The sequence below is a fragment of the Treponema sp. R80B11-R83G3 genome (genome assembly GCF_054786115.1).
Map to the genome: position 1 here is coordinate 1 of NZ_BDHF01000026.1, position 25,595 is coordinate 25,595.

The window sequence follows — 25,595 nt, forward strand, 5'->3', positions numbered from 1 at the left end:
CTTTTAAACAGTTTAAATACTCATTTTTTCATAAAAACGCCAAGTTTCCACATGTGCGGGAACAACGGCTTTTTATATAAAATTAAGGAGGGTGTTATGAAAAACACAAAAAAACGACAATTTGCAGAAAGGATGGTGATTATCGCAATAACAGCGATAATTGGTTTATCAATGGTGGCGCGGCAATAATGGCTGATAGCATTACCATTACAGGCGACAGAAACATCATATTAACAGGCGGAGACGGCGGTTCCGGCGGACGCGGTGGAGATCTGGGAATATCTGTGAAAGCAACCAGCGGCGGGAAAGGTGGAAACGGCGGCGTGGCAATAGACGCTAACAGTATAGCCAATAATTTAACTGGAATAGTTTATGCCCTTAGAAGCTCAGGCGGAAACGGCGGTTCAATATGGCGTGGTTCATCAGGTCTTGCATCTGGTGGAAGCAGTGGAGCTAAAGGCGCATCAGGCGCGCAATTTACGTCTACGCCAAACCCTCTTGGCATAATCCGCGATCAGTTATAGTAGGCGCAAACGTACCGGTTTTCGGTACAGGTTTAAAAAACGTAGGGTGTGTCCGTATGGGCGCATACCGGCTTTTTATATCATAATAAGGAGTGAATTATGAAAAAAACAATAAAATGGCAATTTATTAATAAAATAGCCATTATTGTTACGATTATGACAATGTTAGTTTTAACATTGACGGCTTGCAAAGAGACTGAGACTCATCATATTGATACAATTAATATATCTGCCATACAGGGCGTTAACGTCGTTTATGGAAACGCTCCTGTTTCAACTATTACCGAAAATGGGCAATATAGCGGAACAGTAACATGGTCGCCAAATCATGAAAGATTTACCGCCGCGCAGTATACGGCAACCATTACATTAACGCCGAAACAAGGTTACACCTTGCAAGGGGTAGCGGCTAACTTTTTCACGCTTGAGGGGGCAACATCGGTTAATAATGCCGCCAATTCCAGTATTATTACGGCGGTGTTTCCGGCGTTTCTTGAAATTGATATGGTACAAATACCCGGCGGCAGTTTCCAGATGGGAAGTAATGACGACAACACTGAACAACCTGTACATACGGTAACGCTGAGCGGTTTTCAGATGGGGAAGTATGAGGTAACGCAGGAGCAGTGGACGGCGGTGATGGGGAGCAATCCTAGTTACTTTACATCTTCACCCGCGTCCGGGGAAGAACAGGGCAAGCGGCCTGTGGAAAATGTAAGCTGGTATAATGCGCTAGTATTCTGCAATAAGTTGAGCATGATGGAAGAGTTAAGCCCGGCGTATAGAATATCGGGGAGTACTGATCCTGCAAACTGGGGGAGCGTGCCTACCAGTAATAATAACTCGACATGGGACGCTGTACAAATAGTAGCCGGTTCCAACGGTTATCGGTTGCCAACTGAGGCGCAGTGGGAATATGCGGCAAAAGGCGGGAACGGCTCGCCGGGGAATTACACGTATTCGGGGAGCGACACTGCAGGCGATGTGGCGTGGTACGGTGATAACAGCAGTAGTAAAACCCATGAAGTAGGGAAGAAAGTTCCCAATGGTTTGGGATTGTACGACATGAGCGGGAACGTATGGGAGTGGTGCTGGGACTATTATGTAAGTTATTCGAGCGGGGCGCAGACCGATCCTTTGGGCGCGTCCTCGGGGAATCTCCGTGTGGAGCGCGGCGGGAGTTGGCACAATTCGGCGGAGAGCGTTCGTTCCAGTTCTCGGTACTACTACTACCCCAGCAGCAGGTACCACGCCCTCGGCTTCCGGCTGGTGCGCCCCTGAGTTCTGCCCGCAACGTGATAAAAAGCCTACGGCTTTTTATCTTAGCGAAATGCCCAAGCCGTAGCGACCTGAAAGGGAGCGGAGGCGTGGGCATTGAGCTTGCGTTGCGGGGAAAGCGGACGTTTCTTTTATCAACTAATCACCGGTTGCCTAGTAATTTAATGCGGGTAAAAACATAATCCAGCTTGTTGTAATTTAAAACGGCCTTGTGATACGGTCTTGAGGGGATATTTTCAATGTCGTAATCACCGCGCGTAACGAATTTTTTGCTTTTTCCTTCGGTGAACCAGTACACAAGGGAGATGTCTTTGTTTGTCATTTCTATGGCTGTCAAACCTTTTTTGCCAACGGCGCAGCCGGAGTTAAACAGGCATGGAACGGGAAGTTCGTCTCCGTAGAGGCTTTGGCGCAGAACGTCTCTGCGTTCTTTTTGTTTTAATTTGCTTAATTCTTTACGCAGGGCGGTAACTTCGTTTTCTATGCGGTTGCGGTCTTCTCCCGAGGAGGAGGGATAGTCGTAGCAGAGTCTTTCAATTTCAAATTTTATGTAGTCAAAACGCCCCAATGATTCAAAGAGGGCGCGGTGGGTATGCCCGATTATTGACAGGCAGTTATTTTTTAATGAAAAAGCGTATGCCATTTTTTCTATTTGAAAACGCTTAAAAGGGCTTCTGGAGTCAGTAATATTCCTAATGCCAAAAGGCTTTAGGAAAAAACGGACGAACAATCCCAATAGCCAGTTAAATTTGACATAAAACGAGGACAACTGATGACCGTGGTACACATAAGCCGGAATAATTCCGGTTTCTATTTTTATTACATTATGGATGTGGTACGGATAGGATGTGTTTCGTAAAATTAAGAGTTTATCATCGTGGTTGCCTATGATTTTGTAGAGCCTTTTTTCACGGTCGAAAAGGTTAAATACCCTGTAAAGCCCCGCCCAATTTTCCCTTATTTCATCAAGTGAATAACGTTGCAGTTCTTCAATATCGCCGTTAAGTACCAAGAACCAGCCGTTTTTAAAATAATACTCTTCCAGAATGCATGTGAGCATTTCCCCATTATGGTAAAGATCGTCCCTTGTACCCGCTCCCATGTGCAAGTCACTGATAATCAATACTTTTCCGCCGTTAGAAATATCCAGAATGGAACTTTCCTCTATTTCGTCATTGGACAGGCGGTTAATAAACAGTCTATCGGGCATTGGGCCATCAAGGACTTGAACCTCGGACCAAGAGATTATGAGTCTCCTGCTCTAACCAACTGAGCTAATGGCCCCCGTCTTTCTTTTTTATAAAAATATGAAAAAAATGTCAAGAGTGTGTTTTCTTGCTTTTTTTCACTAAAGGGAAGATACTATTTAAATACGCAAAGGAGACAGAAAAATGAAAATTCCAAAAAGGCTTAAATTTTTTTATGTATTGTTTTTTTCTATTATTTGTATAGGCCTGACGTATACGGCTTGTAAAAAAACGGAAAAATCTTCCGATACGCAGGAGTCCGAAAGCGTATCAGTAACTTCGGATTTATCTTATGATGACGGCTCTTCAAATAATTCTGATGATGCTGACTTGACCCCATACAAATTTGAACGGACGCAGGTACTGAATAAAATTGCTCCGATAGAGGAGAAACCTTTAAGTCTGCCGTTCAGTACAACCGCGCATAGCAAATATCTGGGCGACGCGGTGGCGTTTAAAAATCTCCCCGATGGAGGCGTTCCCAGCGGTAATACTGCGGTTGTGGGAAGCGATCTTTGTCTTTTTTATCCTGTAACAAGTATTTCTTTAATGGAAGATTTAGGAAAATTACCCAAGGGTGAAAATATTCCATTTGCGACCATTATCCAGCTTGGAGACAAATTTGTGTGTAAAAATTCGGAATATAATGATTTGTATAAGTTAGAAGACAATTATAACTATTTTTACAAGACGACGTGGCAGGGAAAACAGGGCATTGTATTCGGATCGGATCTGTACGGTATTGGCACTTCCAACGAAGATAACAGGATGAACGCCCTCCTTTATAAAGACAACGGATATTTCAACGCTTTTTATCCAGTTACCGGATACGACGCTATAAAAACGGATATTCAAAAAGAGCTGGAAACAAACGGTCTTGCCTTTCAGGAAGTAAAACAGTCGGAATATCAATTAAGCGTTGAAAAGCCGGACGATATGATTAGCCTTTACATGGAAAGAGGCATGTTTACTCCAGTTTTTATTACAACCGATTTGGCCGCCCATGCGAACCACCTTGTGTTTGACAAGCTCCTTCAGTATTGTGAGGAAGAAATTTTTTTCCCCCAACTGGTTACAGTGATAAATAAATATATTGAAATCATTAAGCAGAAAAAGGGGCAAATCCCTGACGCTGTGTACAATACAAGTATGCTTTATTTTCAGACGGCGCAAGCCCTGCTGGCTTTGGCCCCCCAAAAAATGGTGAAGAATGATTATGGGAAAACCATTGTGTACAAAGATGTTGACGCGGCTAAGGTCCTTAGTAATTATCCGCAGCAGGTAGTCAACGATATTGCACAAATGAATAACGCTTCGGGATTTGGACAATCGGCCGTTTTCCCCGGCGTGAAAGAAGATTATTCCCAATACAAAGTAAGGGGACACTATACAAAAAACGGAGTGCTTGGCGCGTACTTCCGCGCCCTTATGTGGTTCGGCAGAATTAATTTTAACCTTGGCGGCGATACCGGCGACGCGAAAGAAGCCGCGAAAAAACTCGCTCCCGTGGCTCTTTTTATTACCGACATAACGGAAAATTCCCCTGAAATAAAAAAGCTCTGGCAGTCCCTTTTTGATCCCATTACGGAAATTATAGGCGCGTCTGATGATATTAGTTTTTATGAACTCGCGCCTCTTTGGAACAAAATCAAGGGTGCGAATTTTATGCAGTGGTACAATGATTCCGCGAAACTTGAAACTTTTATTTCAAAAGATTATAAAGAACTTCACGCTCCGGCGATTTCAGGCTCTTCCTTATTTAAGGGCGTTTATGACGGCGGGAGTGCCCCTGAAGACCGCCTTGCTCCGATAGGATGGCGGCTGTTCGGCCAGCGTTATACCATGGACAGTGAAATACATCATTTTGCCTCCCCGCCACGGCTTATTGGCCGTAACATGGTCAGCGGGCTTGATATTATGAAAGTCTTTGGATCAAAAACAGCAGATCAGCTTTTAAGAAGCGATTATTCAAAGTACGACGGATTGGAAAAAACATTAAATTCGTTACAACAAAATATGACGAATTTAAAAGACGATTATTGGTTTTCGACATATTATACAAATATATTGTATCAGGTAAGAACTCTGGCGCTTTTTGAAAACGGAGCGGGTTTTTATTTTACGGAAAAACCCGGTTGGAATTTAAAGGCGATGAATTCGGCGCATGGAACATGGGCGGAACTAAGGCATGATACGATTCTTTATGCAAAACAAAGTTACGCTGAAAACGCGGGCGGCGGCGACTGGGAGCCGACTTTCAGGACTAAACCTCTTCCTGAGCCTGTCCATTATATTGAGCCTAATGTTCCGTTCTGGATTACTTCCGCTATAGGGATTCAAAAGTTGTATAAGATACTGGAAAAATACGATTTTCTTGACGGTGAGGCAGCCCAAGTTTTGGCAAGCTTACATTCTTTATTTGTAAAGGCTGCGGAAATTTCCAGACTGGAAGCTGATGACCAAGATGTGCCAGCGGTTGATCTTGCATGGATCGAAACTATTCCCGGCAATCTGTCCCGTCTTGTGATAGCCCTGTCAGGCGGAAGCGGATATATAGAAAATACGGATTCGTTGCGTATGGCGCTGGTGGCAGATGTATTTACCAATGCGGAATCCATGTTAGTTTTGGAAACTGCGGTGGGTATCCCGTACCGCCTTTATATCCCGCTGAATGACAAACAAGGCGGAAAGCGGATAGCGATTGGTTACGGTTTCAGTTATTACGAATTCACCCAGTCCATGTCGAATAGGCTTAATAACGATCAATGGAAAGCCGTGGTGTACGGCGCGAATCCTGACATGAAAAAGTACCTTCCCTCATGGATGCAGGGAAAAGTTAAACCGGCGAAATAAAATTTGTTGGTTAAGCGCGTAATTATTCTTATTTTTCTTGTTTTTTCTTTTTCTTGTAACAGGAATGATAGGGAATCCAGCGCAGTCAAAGAAGCGCCTCTGTACCATACATGGCATTCTCTAAAGGAAAGGGAATATGGAGAGCCGGTTAATCCTCCGCCATGTGAAATTCCACCGCCGGAATTTTTTCCATGGGCGGGCATTGTAAGCCATCACCTTCTTGCCCATGATTATATTGATTCATGGTTTTCGCGTCTTGCGAAAATGAGGAAGGTGCGCTGTTTTTATATCCTATGCCCGTCTCATTGGGGGCTTTCAACGGAGCCGTACTCATTAACCAACGGTTCATGGGCAAGCGGTTTTGGCTTTGTTCACTCGGACAAGAAAAGCGTCCGCAAGCTGGAGGAATCGCTGAAAGTCGGCTTGGACAGAAGGGTATTCGAGGTTGAGCACGGAGCGTCAACATTAATGCCGTATATTAAAAAATATTTTCCAAAAGCGTTGGCAGTTGTTATTGCCTACAATGGCGAACCTCCGGTGAATGTTCCAAAGAGTACAAAGCTTGCGGACGCTCTGGAAAGTTTTTTTGACAAAAAGGGAAAGCGTGAAAATTTTTTATTAATATCGACCGACTTTTCACATCACGGCAATTTGGAACTGACGGAAAAAAGAGACAGCTATTCGTTACGGTATTTAGAAAATCCTGCGGCTAATTCTTGGTTTACGGTCGGCTGCGATAACAGGCCAGGAATTTTCGTTCTTGACCGTCTTGGAAAAACCAATCTTGAATCTTTCATACTCTACCACACCAACTCATGGGAAATCTCCAATGAGTGGGAGCATGACATTACCAGTTATTTTTTTGCCTATTTCGGGGATAATTAGCAATGAGCAATTAACAATTAGCAATTAACAATTAGCAATGAGCAATTAGCAAAGTTAGCAAGCATAGCGGTTTGTAAGAAGCTGCGCTCACAAACAACGAAATTGCTCATTGCTCATTGCTCATTGCTCACTGCTCATTGCTAACGGTTCTATAATCCAAATTGCCGCGCTTCTTCGCCATACCAAGTTTTTATTTTCTTTCCATGCGTTTTTATCCAAACCGGCTTTTATGCAGATTTTTTCCAGAAAGTCTTTTTTTGTGTAGTGTCTTTGCGCGGCAAGCGATGCCTGAAGGATTGTGTTTTCAGTACCGTCTGCCAGCCAAAGATTGTGGCTGCCGGGAATAAAGTCTTCAGGCGTGGGCATATCTTTCCATTCGCCAAAGATAAGCAGTTCTACTAATGTATCCCCAGCCTCTTCGGGGCGAAGTGGCTCATAACGGGGGTCTCTTAGAGCCTGTGCGGCGCAGAATGCGGCGAAGAGGTTCATATCACCTGAATTTTTATACCATGCGAGACAACCTCGGTCTTTTCCTTTAACAATAAGACGGACTGCCAAGCCGTCGTTTGCGCCGAGCGGAGGCAAAACAGGCATTTGCCCGTCATTCCAAACGTGGAAAATACTCTCTCTGGCAGATTGGAGAATCTCTTTCAGCCTGTCCGTATCATAGGATTCACAGAGTTTTGCATTTATTTGTATTTCTTTATTGGATGGGCTGCAGGAAATGAGCAAAATTAATGCTATAAAAAAAAATAAACCACATTTGTTCATGGAAGAATAGTATATAGCGATTTTGGGAAAAAAACACGAATTACTTTCATTGTTTATCAATATTGATTATAATTGAAATATGTGGAACCCTGTTGCGCCTATTAAAAAAACATTATATAGATTGGGTTTTTTTGCGAAAACCCTCAAAGGGGCCGGTTATTTTATCCGTCATTCACAGGCTTCATTTAAAGTTCTTATCATGCAGATTCTCTTTACATTCGTATACGCGTTGGGAATTACAACCCTGCTGGCCCTGGCAATCGGCGCGGCTGTTAATATTATAGGAGTGCCTTTTCTCACTATGATAAACCAGCAGCAGCTTATTTATTCGCTATTAATTATAATTATTACAAGGGAATTAGGCCCTCTTTTAACGGCTTTTATAGTTATCGCCCGTTCTGCGACCGCTATCGCCACGGAAATAGCTGGAATGGTCATTTCACACGAAGTTGAGGCATATATTTCCGTTGGAATAGACCCTATTGAACATTTGGCGGTTCCCCGATTTTTGGGCGTTACTATTTCGCTTGTGCTGATGAACATTTATTTTTCTGTTTTTGGGCTTGCGGGTTCCTATATTGTCACACAGTTGTTCAGTTCAACCCCTATGGATTACTATTTTACAAGTTTATTGCAACATTTGAGCATTTATGACGTGATTGTTTCGATAATAAAGAGTATTGTCTTTGGAACGATAATCTCTATTTACGCTGTAATTGAAGGTTTTTCGGTTGAAAGGGCAAGTACCGAAGTTCCGGTTGCGGGTTTACGCGCTGTCGGTGGCGCTTTTGCGCTCTGTATAGTGGTAGACGTTATTATTTCAGCTTTATATTATGTCGCGTTAGGGTAATGGAAAATATTATTGAATTAGACAATATACATTTCTCTGACCATGACGGCAGGAAGATAATTCAGGGCGTTTCCATTAAATATCAGCCCGGAAAAACTACCGCTATTGTAGGGCCGTCAGGCGGCGGAAAAAGCACCGTGTTAAAACTTTCCGCAGGGCTTCTTCAGCCGAGTCACGGGGAAGTTTTGTATAAAGGGCAAAATATCGCGCTGATGAACCGAAGCGAAAACCTGGAATTCCGCAGAGAAGGGGCTTTTGTTTTTCAGGATTCAGCGCTTTGGGCAAATATGGACCTGTTTCAGATAATGGAGCTTCCGCTTAAGATACATTATCCAAAGATGACTAAACAACAGCGTAAGGATCGCATTAATGAAGTAACTGCGGAAGTTGGTTACAGGAAAGACATGGCTGTCCGTCCTTCAAAACTTTCTATGGGCGAGCAAAAATTAATAGCCTATGCGCGCGCGATGTTATGCAATCCGTCCCTCCTGTTTTTGGATGAATGGACAGAATCAATGGATGAAAGTTCAGCTAACAGGCTTGTCATGCTTGTAAGAAAAAAACAAAATGAAAACGCCACGATTTTATTTGTAAGCCATGATATGAGGGTAATTAAAGATTTAGCCGATTTTGTAATAGTAATTGCTGATGGTAAAGTGGCGATGAATACGCCGAAAGATCAAATAATAGACGATTTATCGCTTAACGATTTTGAAAAGATGGGGATAACGGCATGAAATTTTCAATAAGATTTGCGGATCAAATTGTAGGCACTCTTGTCTTACTCGCGCTTGCGATTTTGATTTTTGTAATTTTTATGTTAGGTAAAAACCAGCGCTGGTTCGAACATGACAGCAACTATAAGGCTTATTTTGCGTCCGCTTCGGGAATAAGCCCTAATATGGCGGTTCAGCACAAAGGTTTTACCATAGGCCACGTTAAAAAACTTTCACTTTCCGCCGATGATCGCGTGGAAATTGTTTTTTCCATTTTTGAAGAATATACGTACAGGGTTACCGAAGGCTCTATAGTTGAAAGAATGGAAAGCCCGATAGGACTGGGAAGTTCATTTAATTTTTATCCCGGCAAAGGCAAAGAACAGCTTCCAGAAGGAAGCGTTATTCCGACAGTAAACTCCCCGGAGGCAAAAAAGTACATATCAGATGGGTTAGCTGATATTCCAAAATCAAACGACAGCATAGGTAATATTGTGAATCAGGTTAATTCTATACTTGAAACTGTAAACCTCGCGCTTGCAGGCTCTAATGGAGAGCCAGCTCTTAAACAGATTGTCAGCAATGTGGAAGGCATTACCACAGACCTTAAAACATTACCCAAAGATATTTCTGATCAGCTAAATCCTCTGTTAGCCAATCTTAAAGATGTTACGGATAAACTTTCCGACCCGACAGGCGCCGTTATGGGCATACTTGACGGGAAAGGGCCGTTATATGAAGCCATCAATTCGCTTGCCGGCATAATTGAGAACCTCAACAAAACAAGCGCGTTTGTTCCAACACAGCTTCCTCAGATTGCCACTGCGGTAAATGAACTCAACATATTGCTTAAACAAGTTCAGGATATATTAACGTCAATAGCCAATAATCCTATTTTAAAAGGCGGCATACCTGAAAATAAAGAAACCGGCCCTGCCGGAGCGAGTCCGAGAAATCAAAAGTTTTAATTTGCGGGGGAAACAGGGATGAATAAAGTCATCAACATTTTAATTTTATCAATAATTTTTGGGTTGGTATCATGTTCAACGGCGCCAAAAAGTACCGGAGATATTAATATATTACGCAAATCCGTGGAAATAGGATTGGAGTCCGCCAATAGGGAAGTGGGACAGGGCAATTTTATTAATGCGGAGAATTTTTTAATTGAATATAAACGCATGGCGATTCTTACGGATGATTCATCGTTGATAATCAGGGTTTGCCTGTCTTACGGAAATGTTTTATTGTCTTTAGGAAAAACAAATGAAGCTTACGCGCAGTGGGACAATGCTATTGCGGAAGCCCAAAAATCGGGAAACAAAGAACTTTTATCCGTGGCAAAGATTTTTAAAGCGAGGGGAAATCTTCTTTCGCAAAAGACTGCGCCTCAATCCGTAATAGACGAAGTGAGCAAGGAAATTGTAAATATTAAAAATAATCTTTTTATAGCGTATTCCTGGCAGACAAAAGGACTTGCGCAAAGAGCTTCAGGCTCATACAATGAAGCGGAAGAATCAATAAAGAAAAGTTTGGATATTCATGAAAAAGAAAAGGCTCTTGAAAATGCTTCCTATGACTGGTATACTATTGCGTCAATACGTTCTCTGGCGGGAAATTCAAATGGAGCGTTGCAGGCTTTGGAAACGGCTATAAAACTTGACCGTCGTATTGAAAATTCTTTCGGTCTTGCCGCTAATTGGAGGGCAATTGGCGATATTTACCGTAAAATGGGGAAAAATGAAGATGCATTGGAAGCGTACAAAAGATCGAGGGCAATTTTTAAGGCAATGGGTAAAGAAGATGAAGTTGCCGATATTGACAATCGAATGAAAGGGAACTTCTAAAAACTGAAGTTTTTAGATGTTCTATAAAATTAATACTTTACAAAATGTTGGAGAAATAAATGAATAGCGTATTTATGAATACATATCACAGGCTGCCTGTAACTTTCGCAAGGGGCGAAGGTTCATGGCTTTTTGATATAGACGGAAAAAAATATCTGGATTTAAGTTCGGGAATAGCCGTAAACATTCTAGGCCATAATTATCCGCCGCTTGTACGGGCTGTTACTGAGCAGGCGGGAAAATGTTTTCATGTGTGCAATTATTTTCAATGCGATACAAGCGCGGCTTTCGCCGAGAAACTTGTGCAAGCGACGGCTCCCGCGGGAATGAAAAAAGTTTTTCTTTGCAATTCGGGAGCGGAAGCTAACGAAGGCGCGTGCAAGCTCGCGAGAAAATACTCGCTTGTAAAATACGGGCCGGGAAGGCATACGATTGTAACTTTAAAAGGGAGTTTTCACGGAAGGACTATTACGACTTTATCAGCGACCGGGCAGGAAAAATTCCACAAGGACTTTGGCCCCTTTACGGAAGGTTTTATCCATATACCGTGCGGCGATATTGAAGCGCTTGAAAAAACGCTGGATAAAAACACCGTAGCGGGGCTTTTAATTGAAGCGGTACAGGGTGAGAACGGCATAGTGCCGCAGTCGCAAGAATTTATCGCCGCCGCCGTCGATTTATGCGCGCAGAGGGACATACTTCTGATGTTTGACGAAATCCAGTGCGGGCTTGGAAGGACTGGAACCTTCCTTGCGCTTGAACAGTACAAGGACAAAAACGGCAATCCCATTAAAGCCGATATTGTAACGCTCGCGAAAGGCCTTGCGGGCGGAATTCCCGCAGGCGCCGTATTAGCCGGGGAAAAAACTTATGCCGTATTTGAAGAGGGCGATCACGGCAGCACGTTTGGCGGCAATCCCATTGCCGCGGCGGCGGGGATTGTAGTGTTAAAGACGGTAAACGATCCAGGCTTTCTTTCTGAAATAACCAGAAAGGGCGAAATACTTATGAACGCGCTTAAACAGAACCCAAAGATTAAAGAAGTACGGGGCAGGGGAATGATGTTAGGGCTTGATATTGAAAGCAGTTCATGGATATTTTTAAAAGCGGGAATAGCGAGAGCCGATTTCGCTAAACAGCAAAACGGCCTTTTACTGCTGTCCGCAGGAACAAACACTTTGCGCTTACTGCCTCCGTACACGATAACAGATAGCGAACTTGAGCAAGGCATTGAAATAATGAACGAATTACTCGCGGTTAGTTGATTCGAAAGACTTCACACACGAAACGCCTGAGGCCGTCCAAGAAATTTTAATTTTACCACGAACCACACGAACAAGAAGCGAACAAAGAGAGCAGGGGGTTTTTGTCCTAAGACTGAGCTTGAGCTTTACTATAAGATTACGGACAAAAACCCCACTGCTCACTGATCACTGCTCATTGCTCACTCCCCTTACTTATTCGGCAATCCCGGCGACGCTTTTCCGGTATCGGTTACATACCAATCATTCGCGGTGTGAGTATTTTCTTTGCCTTCGTATCTGCTGACGCTTTTAGTCGCGGATGATTTTATTGTTGAAGTGTCAACAGCGTCAAAAGGTGAAGGCAGTTGGCCATCTGCAGATTTCCATGCTCCTTTGTTATACAGGTCTTCTATAATTCCCGCGAAATGCGCCCTATTCTTGCTCCATGTTTCATCTGGCGTTTCATTTAAAATTACCGCGTCAAGAATCTCGCCATTTGCGTCCTGCAAATACACAATATCTGTTTTATGCAGCAATTTTTCAGTACCATAAACCCATAAATCACGCGCGGTGGGGTTGGAATCAGTACCTGCGGATTCAGACAGGTCTTCTCCCAATTCATTAACGCAATCGTCTTCCAAAGTACGCAGATGTAGCGTAACATATTCACCTGATTTTACGTCAATGGCTGGAAAATCATAAAAATATGGTTTTTTAGCGTCCCACATAATGTAAAGTTTCAATCCGTCCAAATTCCCCGCTGATTTAACTTTAAATTCAATATATTCCGCCCGTGAAGCCGACTTTGAATATTCCGTTCGTAATTCATTTATTTCTATTTTTGGAATCCAGTCATTAACAAATAGGGGAACTTCGACAGACAACGAATTATCCAGATTATCTTTTACATTAAGTTCAATTAAAAATTCCGTTTGCAATTCAAGGTTTTCTTTTAGAAAAACTTTTACGGGTTTTCCGTCCTGAACGCGCTCAATTTCCTGATGCGGGGTAAATGTACAGAAAACATTTTTAACCGTTGTCGTAAAATTAAAGCGTATTTCTTTTTTGGAAAACAAATTAAAGTCTTCAAATTCCGCAGGTTCAGTTTCCGTTAAATCAGATTCACTATTATCCGTCTCTTCCTGATCGGTACCCGAATAATCAATGTCGTCATCATCAGCCTCCTCCTGATCGACATCCTCCTGATCAGTATCATCTGATTCTTCTTCGTAAGAGAAATCAGGCTTGTTTTTACCCGGCTCCTTCTGATTGATGTCCGGTTTTTCCGGGACTTCCAATTCCAATTCCGGCTCCTGCTGAATGGGAATTTCATTGGAGCATCCGCAGATTGCCAACAGTAATGATAAAATCATTACCAAACTAAAAACTTGTTTCATTTTAATCTCCTTAAAATAGATTTTGATATCGCATACGCGACACCTATATATGGCGTGAAAGTGCCATTTTGCTTGACCGTTTTTAGATTTTTTTTTATTTTTTTTTACCACGAACCACACGAACACCACGAACTTTTTGTTTATATCTTGTCGTTGTTCGTATTGTTTCTTGTGGTTCGTGGTAGAAATTTTTCTTAAAAAAATAATTATAGACAAAATCTGCCAAAAAGCGTAAAATAACCACAATGGGTGGGGTAGGATAATATAATGAAGAAACATTTTGTAATTTTGTCGTTGTTGATATGCTTGTCTATTCCCTGCCATGCGCAATCACAGTACTTTACGGGAAACGGCGGCAAAGGCATGAGCCTTGCGATTCTGGTTCCTGAAAGCCAGGGGCTTTCAAATGATTTGGCGTATTTGTCCGCGATGGTTCAGGGCGTTCTTGTCAGCAACATATCAAAATATTCTGGCATTTCCGTGCTTGACCGCGTCTCGCTGGACAAGGTTATCGCGGAAACTCTTGATCCAACTTATACAGATAATCTTGATATTGTCCGGTTGGGTCATGTCGCCCAAACCAGCCATATAATGACAGGAAAATTAATAAAGACTTCTTCCGGCTATAACATGCAGATCAATGTAACCGACACCACTCCCGGCGCCAAAACGACGGCCTCGTATTCGGACGCCTGCACCGTCGCCCAGCTTGACGATCACACCGCCATAAAAAAAGCGTCTCTGGAACTGCTGACCCAAATGGGCGTGCGCCTGACCGATTTAGCGAAAAAAGAATTGAACACCGCAAGCTCCACGCAGGCCGTGAACGCGCAAACCGCGCTTGCGCAGGGCATTACCGCCCAAAAGCAGGGAACGGAGGTGGCGGCGTTAAGCTATTATTTCCAGGCGGCGGCGTTTGATCCAAGTTTGCTGGAAGCGGTAAACAGGTCTTCGGTGCTTGCCGCCAACATTTCCAGCGGCAGCATCGGCGATGACGCGCGTAACGACGTCCTGTGGCGCAAGAATTGGATGGAAAGGCTTGCGGAGACGGAAAAGTGGTATAACAGTTTTTTTGATAATTTTTTCAAAACCCTTACGCCGATGCCTTATAGCCTTTTTTACCATAGCGACATTAAACAGATAGGGGAGATTGATTACAAGAACGAAACAATGAATCTGAGCGGGATACAAACTATTCTGCAACCTTCGCTGTCTTGGGCGTTGTCGATAGAACCGACATTGCAATCGGTACAAAAATCTGTACAGGCGGTACAGGACGGGTTGAACGCGACCGGGAGGAAGGCGGTTTGGGGGTTGGACAAATGGCCGCAACAGGGCGCGTTCAATAATAAACCTTTTGGGAAACAGGTTCAAAATTTTTCTATTATCGTCGAACTGGTAAACGGCAATAATAAGGTTATTGGCAAAGAAACTTTTCAAACTGGCGGCAGTTACGAGATTCCCGTTCCGTTACCCGGAAACGCCATGCGGGTTCAGATTTCCGCTGACGAACGAAAAACATTGAATTTTTCCAAGGTCAACGTAAATGACGTAACCGACAATCTGACCGTGCGGATTGCGAGCGTAAACGGAACGCCCGCCGAAACGGCGGCGCGAAACGGCGTTCTGCAAATTTTAACTGAAAATGAATGGTTTTATGCTAACGCCAACATGATACGCATACAAGGCGGAACCTTCACAATGGGCAGCCCCTCCAATGAACATGGGTATACAATTGGTATATCTGAAACTCAACATCAGGTAACGGTGAGCAGTTTTAGCATTGGAAGATACGAAGTAACGCAGAAGGAATATAAGGAAGTGATGGGGACAAATCCCAGTAATTTTAAAGGGGATAATCTGCCTGTGGAATGGGTAAACTGGTTTGAAGCGATAGATTACTGCAACAAGAAGAGCCAGAATGAAGGGTTAACTCCCGCATATGTAAGAAATGGTAGTAAAGTAACATGGAACCGAGGGGCTAACGGTTACCGTCTGCCTACGGAAGCGGAATGGGAATACGCCTGCAGGGCGGGGACGACAACCGCATATAACACCGGAGCGGTCATAAACGATAACACCGGTTGGTACGATACGAACAGCGGTGGTAAGACTCATCCTGTAGGACAAAAACCCGCTAACGCATGGGGATTGTTCGATATGCACGGGAACGTATATGAGTGGTGTTGGGACTGGTATGGAAATTATTCAAGCGGGTCGCAGACCGATCCTATGGGCGCGTCCTTGGGGGTTTACCGCGTGGTGCGCGGCGGGACCTTGTACTCTCCAGCCGGGAATCTGCGTTCCGCGTTCCGGAAAAACATAGGCCCGATCGCCCGGTTCGACAATCTTGGCTTCCGGCTTGTCCGCAACTAGTTGGGATTAAGTGGGTAGTGGGTAGTATGTAGTGGATAGAGACAGACAGAGGGTAGACTAAGCGAAATTCTAAATACTAACCACTAATAACTAATTACTACCTGCCTATTGACAATTAATAGTATCAATTATATGCTTTAAATATTATATGGATAATGTCGTTAAAAATTTAGAAAACATAAACCAGACACTTGAAAAACAAAACGAGATCATTCAAAAGATTCTGGATGTTATACCAAGACCTGAGAATAAATTTACAAAGGTACTTGAAACACTTGTGTTAATTGCAGGCGTGTTGGGTATTCTCAATGCTGCCGATATTGTTAGAAATTGGATTATACGGGGAGGAAATTAATGATTTTTCAATTTGTTGTTTCAATTATTATCGCTGTACTTTGTTTTACGGTATTTTTTCTTTTAAGATATATGAGAAAACACCAGACACAATAAAGTATTCTGCTTTTCAGTATTCTTTGTGTTCTTTGTCCCTTCGTGATCTTAGTGAGAAATTTTCTCCAACTGTCTCTTTTCGAACTTCTACTTATACTCCCCTTCAAAGCTCATGTGTTTCATAAGAATTTCCGTAATTTTATTTGCCGCCCCCCTTGCGTCATGCTCAGGAACTCTTCTTTGCCTGTTAAGGGATTCTGTGAAAAATTCGGCAAGTACCTTATAAATATTCGGTGATTGATAAAACACTACCGCAAAATTGCTCCCTGTGGGGGTAAGAATTGTAAAAGAACCAAAACTTTCGTTAGGCTCTTTTGCTATCATTATCTTTGTTTGATTTCTCGCGGTGATAATTTCTAATTCATTAAAGCGTTTTGGAATTCTCTCGCCGTCCGCTCTTGAAACAGGTTCTTGAAATTTTACCTGATATGTGTCAGGTTCAACCAAAATATATAATTTTTTTCCGCCTGTAATAAATTGCAAGCCTGTTTCCGTCATAAAGATTTCTTTTATGCCGGCATAAGACACAATTTCATAAATTGAATAGTAGGATGTTTCGCTGAAAAATGAAGAAACTATATACCCTTGGGCAAACGGAAGTTTCCCCTGCTTGTAAGCGTCAAACAGATTACGGAATGGGACATCGCTTTTTTCTTCAGGTAGCGTTAATGGTTTTTTAACTGCGGGTTTTTTTTTAGCCGGTTTCTTGGAAGACGCATCGTCAGCGGGTTCCCCGCAGACTGGGCATATTACCATATCATCGTCAAGTTCCTCGCCGCATTTTTTGCATTTTTTAGGCTCCACTTTAACCGGCTGCTTGCAGTACGGGCAAAAAACCCAATTAGGCTTTAAGGGTTTATCGCAATTTTTGCATTTCAATTCTTCTTCCATTTTTTACTCCTTATTTAAATATAATTATACCACGATTACCCGTACTTGCAAGGATTATTTTTACTGAATTTATACTAGGAATTTTACCACGAACCACACGAACCAACCCCATGATCCTTTCAACTATCTACTAAGCGTATATTTATAGTAAACTCTCCGCTTTCTTGGTTCGCTCCCTGTTCGTGTGGTTCGTGGTAGAATTCTTTTGAATTAATCGTCGCTTAGATAATCTATCTTGCCCTCTCCAAGGGCTTTCAGTATGCGCAGTTTGACGTCGCCGGCTTCTTTCCCGACAAAATTCGCTATTTTGTCCCGCATATCTCTGCGTTTTGAATTTTGCCCGTAGGGGCAGGTACAGGCGTTTTTTAAAATGTCCTGCTCTCCGGCGCAGGAAATAATTTGCTTTTCTTCAAGAAGGGCAAGCGGGCGGATAAGGCTTACGGGATATTTTCGGTATTTTAAGATAATAGGCATGGCAAGCAATTCGCCCTTTGAACAGAGGTTCATAAAAAAAGTTTCGATAATATCGTCAAGATGATGACCCAACGCTATTTTGTTAAAGCCGTTTTCTACGGCGAATTTTAACAGTTCCGTCCGTCTTTGAGTTGAACACCAGTAACAGTTCATTTTCTCGCCTTCTTTCAACCTGCCAATGACAGGGACAAATAAATCGGTAAACGGGATTCCCCATTCTTCCAGTTTTTTGCAAAGTAAAGATTTTTTGCAACAGGCGCAAAAGTCGGTGCTTATGTGCAAACCGGCTAACTCATAATTTATTTTTAACGCCGGTTTTATTTGCGAAAGCGCCCAAGACAATACGCTAGAATCTTTCCCGCCCGAAACGGCGATTAATACGCGGTCGCCTTCGTTAATAAGGGAACGTTCGCAAACTGTTTTTACAACCAGTTTTTTTACGATTTCGCTTGCGTTTGTTTTTCTGAAAAACCTGCTCATGCGTTACCCGCTTTTTTTTCAAGTACGCTGTTAATTACCAAACTTGCCAGCAACAACCCCGCGCTTGCCGTTACAGTTACAATACTGCCGTTTACTTTTTTTCGCCCCTGATAAGGAGTATTCCCGCCGGCGTTTACAAATTGCTCTTCGTCCGTCTCATTGTGCATTGGCGTTTCAGCGCTGTACACTGCCGTAAAATCGCCGGAAAATCCTCGCTTCCTTAAACCTTGTCGTACAAGCCGAGCCAAAGGGCAATTGCCTGTTTTCCATATCGATGCCGCCTTTATCTTCGAAGGGTCTGTTTTAAGAGCCATACCCATCGAAGAAAAGAGAGTAACATTAGCGTTATAAACAAGTTCGATTAAATCGAGTTTGTGGTTCAAACTGTCAATGGCGTCTATCACATAATCCGATTTTTCAATACAAAAGTTTCCCGCTGTTTCACGGCAAAAAATTTCGTCCCAAGCCGTAATCTCACATTCGGGATTAATTTCTAAAAGCCGCTTTTTTAACGATGACGCTTTCGGCTGTCCTAAAGTTAAAGAAGTCGCCTCCACCTGACGGTTCACATTTGAGGCGCAAACAAAGTCATTATCGATAATGCCGAGCTTCCCTATCCCTGAACGTACAAGCGCCTCAACCGCCCAACTTCCCACGCCGCCCGCTCCAAAAACAAGAGCGCGAGTATTGTTAAGTTTTTCAAGACTTTCTTTCCCGGTTAGTAAGACAAGTCTTTCAAAGATTGGATTAATCATTCGCGCTTTCCTTATTACTTTTTCGAGCATCCTCATTAGCCAAATATCTCTCTTCCTCGCTAAACACGCACCCGCAGTATTTTTGCATATAAAACCCGGCGGTGCGGGCTTTTGACTGCCCTTCGCGGAAGAGCGGGCGGAAATCCCTATATAAAAAATCAACTCCGTATTTTTCCGCCGCCTCTTCGCCGGCCCGCTTTATCTCCTCATGATCCTGATACGGGCTTATTAACAGAGTTGAGCTAAAGGCGGAAAATCCCTCTCGCGCCGCGAAGGATGCCGTTTTTTCAAGACGCATGCGGTAACATTTTTTACACCTCTGCGGATGTGAGTTTGAATTACCGTCAGTCTGCGAATAAACATCAAATAAAAATTCCCTTAACCCGTATGCGTCAATCGAGGTAAGCGCCATATTTTCGCTTTTGGCAAATTCATTCAAGCAGTCTCTGCGCGATTTATATTCCGTGTACGGGTGGATATTCGGGTTGTACCAGAACAAATGCGGCTCTATTTTTTCAGCGCGAAGACTGCCGACGCAGGAGACTGAACAAGGAGCGCAACAGCAGTGAAGAAGAAGTTTCATATCTTTAATAATCATAACATACTCAAAGGATCAACATCAATTTCTAGGTAGGCTTTGCTTTCTTTGCCTTTTTCATAAATGGATACGACATCCCTCGCCATGGAGTGAATCGCGCCAATGGAAGGGCTGCGAAGAATTAACTGCCGCCTGTAATTGTTATTTATAATGCCGATTGGACATTCGGCGGGACCGAGCATGTCGGCGTCTTTGGGAAGTAATTTTTCGGCTATACCCGCAAGTCTGTTAATGGCCGAGTTAGCTTTTGCTTCCTCTTTGGCGCGGACAGTAAAACGAATAAGTCTTGAGTAGGGGGGAAAGCCAAGGGAGCGGCGGTGTTTTAACTCGGCGTTAAAAAAGCCAGTTACGTCCAATATGCACGACTTTGTAATTACAGGGTCGTCGGTTCGCAGCGTTTGAACAATTACTTTGCTGTCTGGAAAATATCTGCCGGCTCGACCAGCGACTTGAACAATAAGAGAGAAGGTTCTTTCCGCTGCGCGAAAGTCTGGCAGGTGAAGCCCCGTGTCGGCAAACACTACGCCGACAAGTCGTACTCCGGGAAAGTTTAATCCTTTAGCGACCATTTGCGTTCCAAGCAAAATGTCGATTTCTCCTTTTTTGAATAATTTAAGCGTTTCTTCAAGTCCGCCGCCGCTTTTTTTTGAGGCGGTGTCCGCGTCAACACGGCGAAGGCGCAAGTCGGGGAAAGTTCTACGTACTTCTTCTTCGATCATTTCCGTGCCGAAACCGCGATAGCCTGCTTCCACACAGCCGCATTCGGGGCAGACTGTGGGCGGCGAAGTACTGTAACCGCAGTAGTGGCATATGCAGCGGTTGCGGTTTTTATGCCATGTAAGCGATACGGAGCAGCGCTTGCAGACAAGTTCCCAGCCGCATTCGGGGCATTTGTAAAAATGAGCGAAGCCTCTGCGGTTCATAAACAGGATAGTCTGCCTTCCCATTTGAGCGGTAAGGCTGATTTCATCTTTTAATTCCTTTGTAAGACAGCCTTCGGTTTTGGCAAGGCTTACGGCTTTTATCTCGGGCATTCCTCCGCCTGAAAGACGGCGGGAGAGGTCAAGCCTTTTTATGCCGCCTTCATTCATAAGTTTCCACGCCTCAGCGGAAGGGGTCGCCGATCCCATAACAAGACGCGCCCCCTCTTTTGAACAGCGGTGGAGCGCGATTTGCCGCGCGTGATAACGGGGCGTGTTACCCGATTTATATGAGCCGTCGTGTTCTTCATCGATTATGATAAGCCCAAGATTAGGCACGGGAGCGAAAACTGCGCTTCGCGGCCCTACGACAATCGGCGCTTTACCGTTTTTAATTCTGATCCATTCTGAAAGACGGGCAGAGGGAGTCATTCCCGAATGTAATGTGGCGGCAAGAGAGCCGAAACGGTTTCCAATCATCCGCGCCGTTTGATGAGTTAGCGATATTTCAGGTACAAGATAGATAACTGATTTTCCGGCGTTCAGCATAAATTGCGCCGCTCTAAGAAACACTTCAGTTTTGCCTGATCCCGTAACGCCGTAAAGGTAGAACATCGGCGGCAGATTGGAAGTTGAATTTTGTACGGGAGAAGTTATCGCGTTTAAAGCAGTCGCTTGTTCATCGGATATTGAAAGTGAGGGGGAAAATTCATCATCTCCAGAGGGCAGGGTAGGGACTTTCTCCCTTCTTCCAGACGGAATCATCGAAGAAATCGCCTGTCCAGTGCCGCAAATATAAAATCCCGCTATCCATTTGGCAATTTCTATTTCTCTCTCGCCAAATAATGGCTCGCCGTCAACCACGCGTCTGATTTTTTTTACCGCTTCTTCTTTAACGCCTTCCGGCGGTTTTTCTCGCTCCCCGATGACGTACCCCAGGCAGTCCCTTTTACCGAATGGAACCATCGTCCGCTTCCCTATAGCCGCCTCACTTTTATCGTCAATATGATAGGTGAAACTGTTATCCAAAGGAATGTCAAATACTAAATCAAGAAAAGCTGCCAATAATCTGCCCCGTTAATTAAAATTTTGAATGAAGAAGTTTTAAATCTTCCCACGCCGGACGTTTATACTCTTCGTTACGCAAAAGCGCGGCGGGATGGTATGTGGCAATGAGCGGAATCTTCATGCCTCCCATGGAAATTTCATAAAACTTCCCGCGAATCTTTCCTATTGACTCAGTTGTTTGCAGCAGCGACTGCGCCGCGATTCTTCCCACAACAAGAATGAATTTTGGTTTTAATAATGCGATTTGCCTTTCAAGATAACTCGCGCACGCGGCTGTTTCCTCAGGATAAGGATCGCGGTTAAAAGGCGGACGGCATTTTACCACATTGGCTATAAAACAATTTGTCCTGCGCGAAAGACCGATAGCATCCAGCATTTTATCCAAAAGCTGCCCGGCTCTTCCGACAAAAGGCCGCCCCTGCCTGTCTTCATCTTCACCCGGCCCTTCGCCAATTACCAGCACAAGCGGCTGTAAAACCCCTTCTCCCGGCGCCGCGTTTGTCCTTTTCTCCCAAAGCTGGCAATTCCTGCAAGCCCTGATTTCCTGCGCGATTTTATCAATAGTATCCGCATTATCAACTTGTTCACTTGGCACATCATCGCTAAATTGATACTCTCTTACGGCAGTTTGATAGCCAGAGGAGAGATGCTCGGAAGTTATATCAAGAAAATTGGCTATTCTTTGTTTTTCATCCTTAGTCATTATTAAAGTTCCTTTGTGATCTTATAACCTTAGTGATCTTGGTGTGAACTCTTACGGAATTAAATGTAATACTCATCCACTCCGGCGTCTTTGTAGTCGTTTAAAATATTCTGAAGTGTAATGCTGTCAAGATATTTGTTTATCGCTTTTTCAAGTCCCTGCCATACGGATAATGTTTTGCAGTATGCCTTTTTCTCACATTTATTTGGACTATCCGCCAGGCAGGAAACAGGGAACAGTCCCCCTTCGGTAATCCTTAAAATTTGTCCTACCGTGTACTTGTCCGGATCTTTCGCAAGCATATACCCGCCTTTATTGCCGCGGTTGGTTCGTAAAATATCAGGACGGCTCAGCAGGGTAACAATCTGTTCAAGGTACTTCTTAGAAATACCCTGCCTGAGTGAAATATCCTTTAAGGAAATAAAACCGTCGTTTTTATGCTCAGCCAAATCTAACAACATATTGAGCGAGTACCGCCCCTTTGTAGATATTTTCATACTCCCTAATATACCATAGATTTACTATGTTTTCAAGGTTTAAAGTTGCATAAAATAAAGAACAAGTCTATATTATTATACAGATGTGAGGTTAGTGATGCATATTTCAATATCGAATTTTTTTTCAAAACGCCCACTGTATGTGCAACTTTTGTTTACTTTTTTTGCGTTTTTATTAATGGTTGTTTTAAGCTACATCTTTACCAGCAGAATTGTGCGGATCAATCTGGTACGCCATGTTGAAAGCGTGCTTGATTATGTTGAGTCCCAAATTTACGCTGATCTGTTGGAATCACAAACGATACTCGATGATTTTGCGCAATCCATACAGAGTTTAGCCCGGCGCGGGGATAATTCCGCAAAACTGACCGCCTTTAATACGGATATATCAAGTCATTTGCTCTCAAAAAACAATGAAACTTTCAGCACTAACGGCCCTTTCGGCTATATAGAAAAATCTCCTGAAGGCCCGTTCTTTTTTAACGGTATTGGCTGGCAGCCGCCGGACGGTTGGAATCCGCCGGAGCGCCCCTGGTACAAAGCCGCCATTGAGGCGGACGGCGACATTGCGCAAACTGATCCGTATAGAGACACTGTGACAGGCGAAATTATTTTTTCATACTCCCGCTGTCTTTTTGACAACGATGGGAATCGTTTAGGCGTTGTCGCTATTGACGTGCGCGCGGATCATATAGGGGAAAGAGTCGCTTTTACAGATTTCTCCAAAGACGAAAGCTACGGAGTATTGGCAAGCCAGGATTTTACATTGATTGGCCACCCAAACCCTGATTTTATCGGAATGAAAATGTACGACCCTAAAATCCCCATTTCAATTGTAGTTGATCCTTTGATAAAGAACGGCTATGTTTCAGGAATACAATTTAACACATGGAATGGCGCCCCAGTCGTCGGGTTTTTTAGAAAGCTTAGTAACGGCTGGAGTTTAGGCCTTATGACTCCGACTGAAGTTTATTATAAATATGCGTATAATATGGCGTTGATACTCGGTTTATTGGGCATCGCGCTTGCGGCGGTGTTGATTATCATTCTGATTAATGTTGACGCGGCGAGAAATAAATCTGATAAAGAGAGCAGGCATAAGAGCGCGTTCCTTGCCAACATGAGCCACGAAATACGCACGCCTATGAACGCGATTATCGGCATGACCACGATAGGGAAGTCCGCTTCAGACTTCATTCGCAAAGATTACTGTTTTTCTAAAATAGAAGACGCTTCCAACCATCTGCTTGGCGTTATTAACGATATTCTGGACATGTCAAAAATAGAAGCCAATAAATTTGAACTTTCCGAGTCTGAATTTGATCTTGAGAAAACGCTGAGGCGGGTAGTGAATGTCGTCAACTTCCGCATAGACGAAAAACATCAAAAATTTTCAGTGCATATCGACCGTTCCATTCCCCGCATACTCATAGGCGATGATCAAAGGATAGCGCAGGTGATTACAAACCTCTTGGGGAACGCAGTTAAGTTTACCCCCGAAAACGGGACTATCACGCTTGCCGTGCGCCTTGCGGGAAAAGGAAGCGACCTCTGCACTTTGCAAATTTCGGTAAGCGACACCGGAATCGGCATAAGCCCCGAACAAAAGGCAAAACTTTTCAAATCCTTTGAACAGGCTGAATCAAGCACAACGCGCAAATACGGCGGCACGGGGCTGGGACTGGCTATTTCCAAAAGCATTGTGGAACTGATGGGCGGCAGTATTTGGGTTGAATCGGAAATTGGAAAAGGCTCTACTTTTTTCTTTACCATTCAGTTAAAGCGCAGCGATAATGAAAAACACAGGTTTTTGTCTTCTGATGTAAATTTGAAAAATGTCCGTATCCTGACAGTTGACGATGACCCTGACGTATTGGCTTATTTTAGTGACATAGCTCAAGGTTTCGAAATAATGTGCGATACGGCAATAAGCGGGGAAGAAGCGCTTAAACTTATAGATCAGAAAAGCGGTTACAATATCTATTTCATAGACTGGAAAATGCCGGTTATGGACGGCATACAGCTTGTCCGTGAAATAAGGTCGCGTGTTACAAAAAACGCAATTGTAATAATGATTTCCGCCGCCGAATGGAGTTCTGTTGCCACAGAAGCAAAAGCGGCCGGCGTTGATAAATTTCTTTCAAAACCGCTGTTTCCTTCCACCATTGCGGAAATGATTAATGAATGTCTGGGCGTGGACGAGCGGCAGGCGGAAAAAGCGAAGGCCTCCGACATTGCCGGCATCTTTGCCGATAAGCGCATACTGCTTGTTGAGGACGTGGAAATTAACCGTGAAATTGTGCAAGCCTTGCTTGAACCGACACAGTTAGAGATAGACTGCGCCGAAAACGGCTTAGAAGCGGTAAATATGTTCACAGAAGCCCCAAATAAGTACGACATGATTTTCATGGACATACAAATGCCCGAGATGGACGGCTATGACGCGACTAGGCTCATTCGCGCCATAGATGTTCCACAAGCCAAAACCGTCCCAATAATTGCCATGACAGCCAACGTATTCAAAGAAGATGTTGAAAAATGCCTTGCCGCCGGAATGGACGGTCATATAGGCAAACCCCTGGATTTTGACGAAGTTTTAGACAAATTACGCGTATATTTGAATACTCTTAAATAAATCCCCAAGACCTCACACAAAGGAATGATAAAAAGAAAACAAGGGAAATATGATATAACCTGAAGAAGAGGAATCGACAGGGGAAGGCTACAGTTCGCGCTAGTGAATGGTCTGAGAGACCGGCACAAAGAATGAAGAG

The 25,595-nt window shown here is 43.6% G+C and carries 22 protein-coding genes and 1 tRNA gene; 12 read left to right on the forward strand and 11 right to left on the reverse strand.

Annotation, left to right across the window (positions count from 1 at the left end):
• The first annotated feature begins 188 nt into the window (after positions 1 to 188).
• Both ACYVRH_RS05510 and ACYVRH_RS05515 read left to right on the forward strand, forming a co-directional pair.
• A complete protein-coding gene (locus tag ACYVRH_RS05510) occupies positions 189 to 524 on the forward strand; it encodes a hypothetical protein (protein ID WP_461255930.1) in 336 nt (111 codons plus the stop codon).
• A 99-nt stretch (positions 525 to 623) separates the two neighbouring features.
• Positions 624 to 1,805 (forward strand): formylglycine-generating enzyme family protein, encoded by a 1,182-nt coding sequence (locus ACYVRH_RS05515; protein ID WP_461255931.1) that lies wholly within the window; start codon positions 624 to 626, stop codon positions 1,803 to 1,805.
• Between the two features lie 139 nt (positions 1,806 to 1,944).
• Here ACYVRH_RS05515 and ACYVRH_RS05520 read toward each other — a convergent pair whose 3' ends face one another.
• Both ACYVRH_RS05520 and ACYVRH_RS05525 read right to left on the reverse strand, forming a co-directional pair.
• The gene (locus ACYVRH_RS05520; RefSeq protein ID WP_461255932.1) at positions 1,945 to 3,012 is read right to left on the reverse strand and encodes a metallophosphoesterase family protein; all 1,068 of its coding nucleotides are present in this window, start codon (positions 3,010 to 3,012) and stop codon (positions 1,945 to 1,947) included.
• A tRNA-Ile gene (locus tag ACYVRH_RS05525) sits at positions 3,013 to 3,086 on the reverse strand. It lies immediately after the preceding gene.
• Between the two features lie 107 nt (positions 3,087 to 3,193).
• On the opposite strand from ACYVRH_RS05525, the gene ACYVRH_RS05530 reads away from it, so the two are divergent.
• Together ACYVRH_RS05530 and amrB are read left to right on the forward strand one after the other, a co-directional pair.
• A complete protein-coding gene (locus ACYVRH_RS05530) occupies positions 3,194 to 5,902 on the forward strand; it encodes a DUF3160 domain-containing protein (protein ID WP_461255933.1) in 2,709 nt (902 codons plus the stop codon).
• A gap of 3 nt (positions 5,903 to 5,905) precedes the next feature.
• A complete protein-coding gene (gene amrB / locus ACYVRH_RS05535) occupies positions 5,906 to 6,787 on the forward strand; it encodes an AmmeMemoRadiSam system protein B (RefSeq protein ID WP_461255934.1) in 882 nt (293 codons plus the stop codon).
• 120 nt (positions 6,788 to 6,907) lie between these two features.
• Here the strand turns inward: amrB and ACYVRH_RS05540 are convergent, their stop codons facing one another.
• The gene (locus tag ACYVRH_RS05540; protein WP_461255935.1) at positions 6,908 to 7,519 is read right to left on the reverse strand and encodes an AMMECR1 domain-containing protein; all 612 of its coding nucleotides are present in this window, start codon (positions 7,517 to 7,519) and stop codon (positions 6,908 to 6,910) included.
• A gap of 118 nt (positions 7,520 to 7,637) precedes the next feature.
• Here ACYVRH_RS05540 and ACYVRH_RS05545 point away from each other — a divergent pair, with 118 nt between their 5' ends.
• The 5 genes from ACYVRH_RS05545 to ACYVRH_RS05565 are packed head-to-tail and all read left to right on the forward strand — an operon-like array spanning position 7,638 to position 12,233.
• Entirely contained in the window at positions 7,638 to 8,408 is a 771-nt protein-coding gene (locus ACYVRH_RS05545) for an ABC transporter permease (RefSeq protein WP_461255936.1), read from the forward strand.
• On the forward strand, positions 8,408 to 9,145 hold the full coding sequence (locus ACYVRH_RS05550) for an ATP-binding cassette domain-containing protein (protein WP_461255937.1): 738 nt from the start codon (positions 8,408 to 8,410) through the stop codon (positions 9,143 to 9,145). The genes ACYVRH_RS05545 and ACYVRH_RS05550 overlap by 1 nt, the downstream gene beginning before the upstream one ends.
• On the forward strand, positions 9,142 to 10,092 hold the full coding sequence (locus ACYVRH_RS05555; protein WP_461255938.1) for an MlaD family protein: 951 nt from the start codon (positions 9,142 to 9,144) through the stop codon (positions 10,090 to 10,092). Before ACYVRH_RS05550 ends, ACYVRH_RS05555 begins: the two co-directional genes overlap by 4 nt.
• Positions 10,093 to 10,110: 18 nt before the next feature.
• Positions 10,111 to 10,968, forward strand: coding sequence for a tetratricopeptide repeat protein (locus ACYVRH_RS05560; protein ID WP_461255939.1), 858 nt, complete (start codon positions 10,111 to 10,113; stop codon positions 10,966 to 10,968).
• A 59-nt stretch (positions 10,969 to 11,027) separates the two neighbouring features.
• Entirely contained in the window at positions 11,028 to 12,233 is a 1,206-nt protein-coding gene (locus ACYVRH_RS05565; protein ID WP_461255940.1) for an aspartate aminotransferase family protein, read from the forward strand.
• 188 nt (positions 12,234 to 12,421) lie between these two features.
• Here ACYVRH_RS05565 and ACYVRH_RS05570 read toward each other — a convergent pair whose 3' ends face one another.
• Positions 12,422 to 13,609: a hypothetical protein gene (locus tag ACYVRH_RS05570; protein WP_461255941.1), complete on the reverse strand. Its 1,188-nt coding sequence runs from the start codon at positions 13,607 to 13,609 to the stop codon at positions 12,422 to 12,424.
• A 267-nt stretch (positions 13,610 to 13,876) separates the two neighbouring features.
• Here ACYVRH_RS05570 and ACYVRH_RS05575 point away from each other — a divergent pair, with 267 nt between their 5' ends.
• Both ACYVRH_RS05575 and ACYVRH_RS05580 read left to right on the forward strand, forming a co-directional pair.
• A complete protein-coding gene (locus tag ACYVRH_RS05575; RefSeq protein ID WP_461255942.1) occupies positions 13,877 to 15,985 on the forward strand; it encodes a formylglycine-generating enzyme family protein in 2,109 nt (702 codons plus the stop codon).
• Between the two features lie 148 nt (positions 15,986 to 16,133).
• Positions 16,134 to 16,340 (forward strand): hypothetical protein, encoded by a 207-nt coding sequence (locus tag ACYVRH_RS05580; RefSeq protein ID WP_461255943.1) that lies wholly within the window; start codon positions 16,134 to 16,136, stop codon positions 16,338 to 16,340.
• 182 nt (positions 16,341 to 16,522) lie between these two features.
• On the opposite strand, the gene ACYVRH_RS05585 is transcribed toward ACYVRH_RS05580, so the two are convergent.
• The 7 genes from ACYVRH_RS05585 to ACYVRH_RS05615 form a co-directional block, all read right to left on the reverse strand.
• A complete protein-coding gene (locus ACYVRH_RS05585) occupies positions 16,523 to 17,326 on the reverse strand; it encodes a zinc ribbon domain-containing protein (RefSeq protein ID WP_461255944.1) in 804 nt (267 codons plus the stop codon).
• 210 nt (positions 17,327 to 17,536) lie between these two features.
• Entirely contained in the window at positions 17,537 to 18,280 is a 744-nt protein-coding gene (locus tag ACYVRH_RS05590; RefSeq protein WP_461255945.1) for a tRNA 2-thiocytidine biosynthesis TtcA family protein, read from the reverse strand.
• A complete protein-coding gene (locus ACYVRH_RS05595; RefSeq protein WP_461255946.1) occupies positions 18,277 to 19,035 on the reverse strand; it encodes a tRNA threonylcarbamoyladenosine dehydratase in 759 nt (252 codons plus the stop codon). The genes ACYVRH_RS05590 and ACYVRH_RS05595 overlap by 4 nt, the downstream gene beginning before the upstream one ends.
• Entirely contained in the window at positions 19,028 to 19,633 is a 606-nt protein-coding gene (locus ACYVRH_RS05600; RefSeq protein WP_461255947.1) for an epoxyqueuosine reductase QueH, read from the reverse strand. Before ACYVRH_RS05600 ends, ACYVRH_RS05595 begins: the two co-directional genes overlap by 8 nt.
• Complete coding sequence (gene priA / locus ACYVRH_RS05605; protein WP_461255948.1) at positions 19,630 to 21,618, reverse strand: replication restart helicase PriA; 1,989 nt, start codon at positions 21,616 to 21,618, stop codon at positions 19,630 to 19,632. The genes ACYVRH_RS05600 and priA overlap by 4 nt, the downstream gene beginning before the upstream one ends.
• Positions 21,619 to 21,634: 16 nt before the next feature.
• On the reverse strand, positions 21,635 to 22,324 hold the full coding sequence (locus ACYVRH_RS05610) for a uracil-DNA glycosylase (protein ID WP_461255949.1): 690 nt from the start codon (positions 22,322 to 22,324) through the stop codon (positions 21,635 to 21,637).
• Between the two features lie 59 nt (positions 22,325 to 22,383).
• Positions 22,384 to 22,821, reverse strand: coding sequence for an RrF2 family transcriptional regulator (locus ACYVRH_RS05615; RefSeq protein ID WP_461255950.1), 438 nt, complete (start codon positions 22,819 to 22,821; stop codon positions 22,384 to 22,386).
• A 178-nt stretch (positions 22,822 to 22,999) separates the two neighbouring features.
• On the opposite strand from ACYVRH_RS05615, the gene ACYVRH_RS05620 reads away from it, so the two are divergent.
• Positions 23,000 to 25,456, forward strand: a complete 2,457-nt coding sequence (locus ACYVRH_RS05620) for a response regulator (protein ID WP_461255951.1) — start codon at positions 23,000 to 23,002, stop codon at positions 25,454 to 25,456.
• The last annotated feature ends 139 nt before the right edge of the window (positions 25,457 to 25,595 follow it).

Bases quoted from the DNA above. Each gene is read 5' to 3' on its own strand.
- ACYVRH_RS05510 (WP_461255930.1), top strand. From the start codon at position 189: ATGGCTGATAGCATTACCATTACAGGCGACAGAAACATCATATTAACA.
- ACYVRH_RS05515 (WP_461255931.1), top strand. From the start codon at position 624: ATGAAAAAAACAATAAAATGGCAATTTATTAATAAAATAGCCATTATT.
- ACYVRH_RS05520 (WP_461255932.1), bottom strand. From the start codon at position 3,012: ATGCCCGATAGACTGTTTATTAACCGCCTGTCCAATGACGAAATAGAG.
- ACYVRH_RS05530 (WP_461255933.1), top strand. From the start codon at position 3,194: ATGAAAATTCCAAAAAGGCTTAAATTTTTTTATGTATTGTTTTTTTCT.
- ACYVRH_RS05545 (WP_461255936.1), top strand. From the start codon at position 7,638: ATGTGGAACCCTGTTGCGCCTATTAAAAAAACATTATATAGATTGGGT.
- ACYVRH_RS05550 (WP_461255937.1), top strand. From the start codon at position 8,408: ATGGAAAATATTATTGAATTAGACAATATACATTTCTCTGACCATGAC.
- ACYVRH_RS05555 (WP_461255938.1), top strand. From the start codon at position 9,142: ATGAAATTTTCAATAAGATTTGCGGATCAAATTGTAGGCACTCTTGTC.
- ACYVRH_RS05560 (WP_461255939.1), top strand. From the start codon at position 10,111: ATGAATAAAGTCATCAACATTTTAATTTTATCAATAATTTTTGGGTTG.
- ACYVRH_RS05565 (WP_461255940.1), top strand. From the start codon at position 11,028: ATGAATAGCGTATTTATGAATACATATCACAGGCTGCCTGTAACTTTC.
- ACYVRH_RS05570 (WP_461255941.1), bottom strand. From the start codon at position 13,609: ATGAAACAAGTTTTTAGTTTGGTAATGATTTTATCATTACTGTTGGCA.
- ACYVRH_RS05575 (WP_461255942.1), top strand. From the start codon at position 13,877: ATGAAGAAACATTTTGTAATTTTGTCGTTGTTGATATGCTTGTCTATT.
- ACYVRH_RS05580 (WP_461255943.1), top strand. From the start codon at position 16,134: ATGGATAATGTCGTTAAAAATTTAGAAAACATAAACCAGACACTTGAA.
- ACYVRH_RS05585 (WP_461255944.1), bottom strand. From the start codon at position 17,326: ATGGAAGAAGAATTGAAATGCAAAAATTGCGATAAACCCTTAAAGCCT.
- ACYVRH_RS05590 (WP_461255945.1), bottom strand. From the start codon at position 18,280: ATGAGCAGGTTTTTCAGAAAAACAAACGCAAGCGAAATCGTAAAAAAA.
- ACYVRH_RS05595 (WP_461255946.1), bottom strand. From the start codon at position 19,035: ATGATTAATCCAATCTTTGAAAGACTTGTCTTACTAACCGGGAAAGAA.
- ACYVRH_RS05600 (WP_461255947.1), bottom strand. From the start codon at position 19,633: ATGATTATTAAAGATATGAAACTTCTTCTTCACTGCTGTTGCGCTCCT.
- ACYVRH_RS05610 (WP_461255949.1), bottom strand. From the start codon at position 22,324: ATGACTAAGGATGAAAAACAAAGAATAGCCAATTTTCTTGATATAACT.
- ACYVRH_RS05615 (WP_461255950.1), bottom strand. From the start codon at position 22,821: ATGAAAATATCTACAAAGGGGCGGTACTCGCTCAATATGTTGTTAGAT.
- ACYVRH_RS05620 (WP_461255951.1), top strand. From the start codon at position 23,000: ATGGTTGTTTTAAGCTACATCTTTACCAGCAGAATTGTGCGGATCAAT.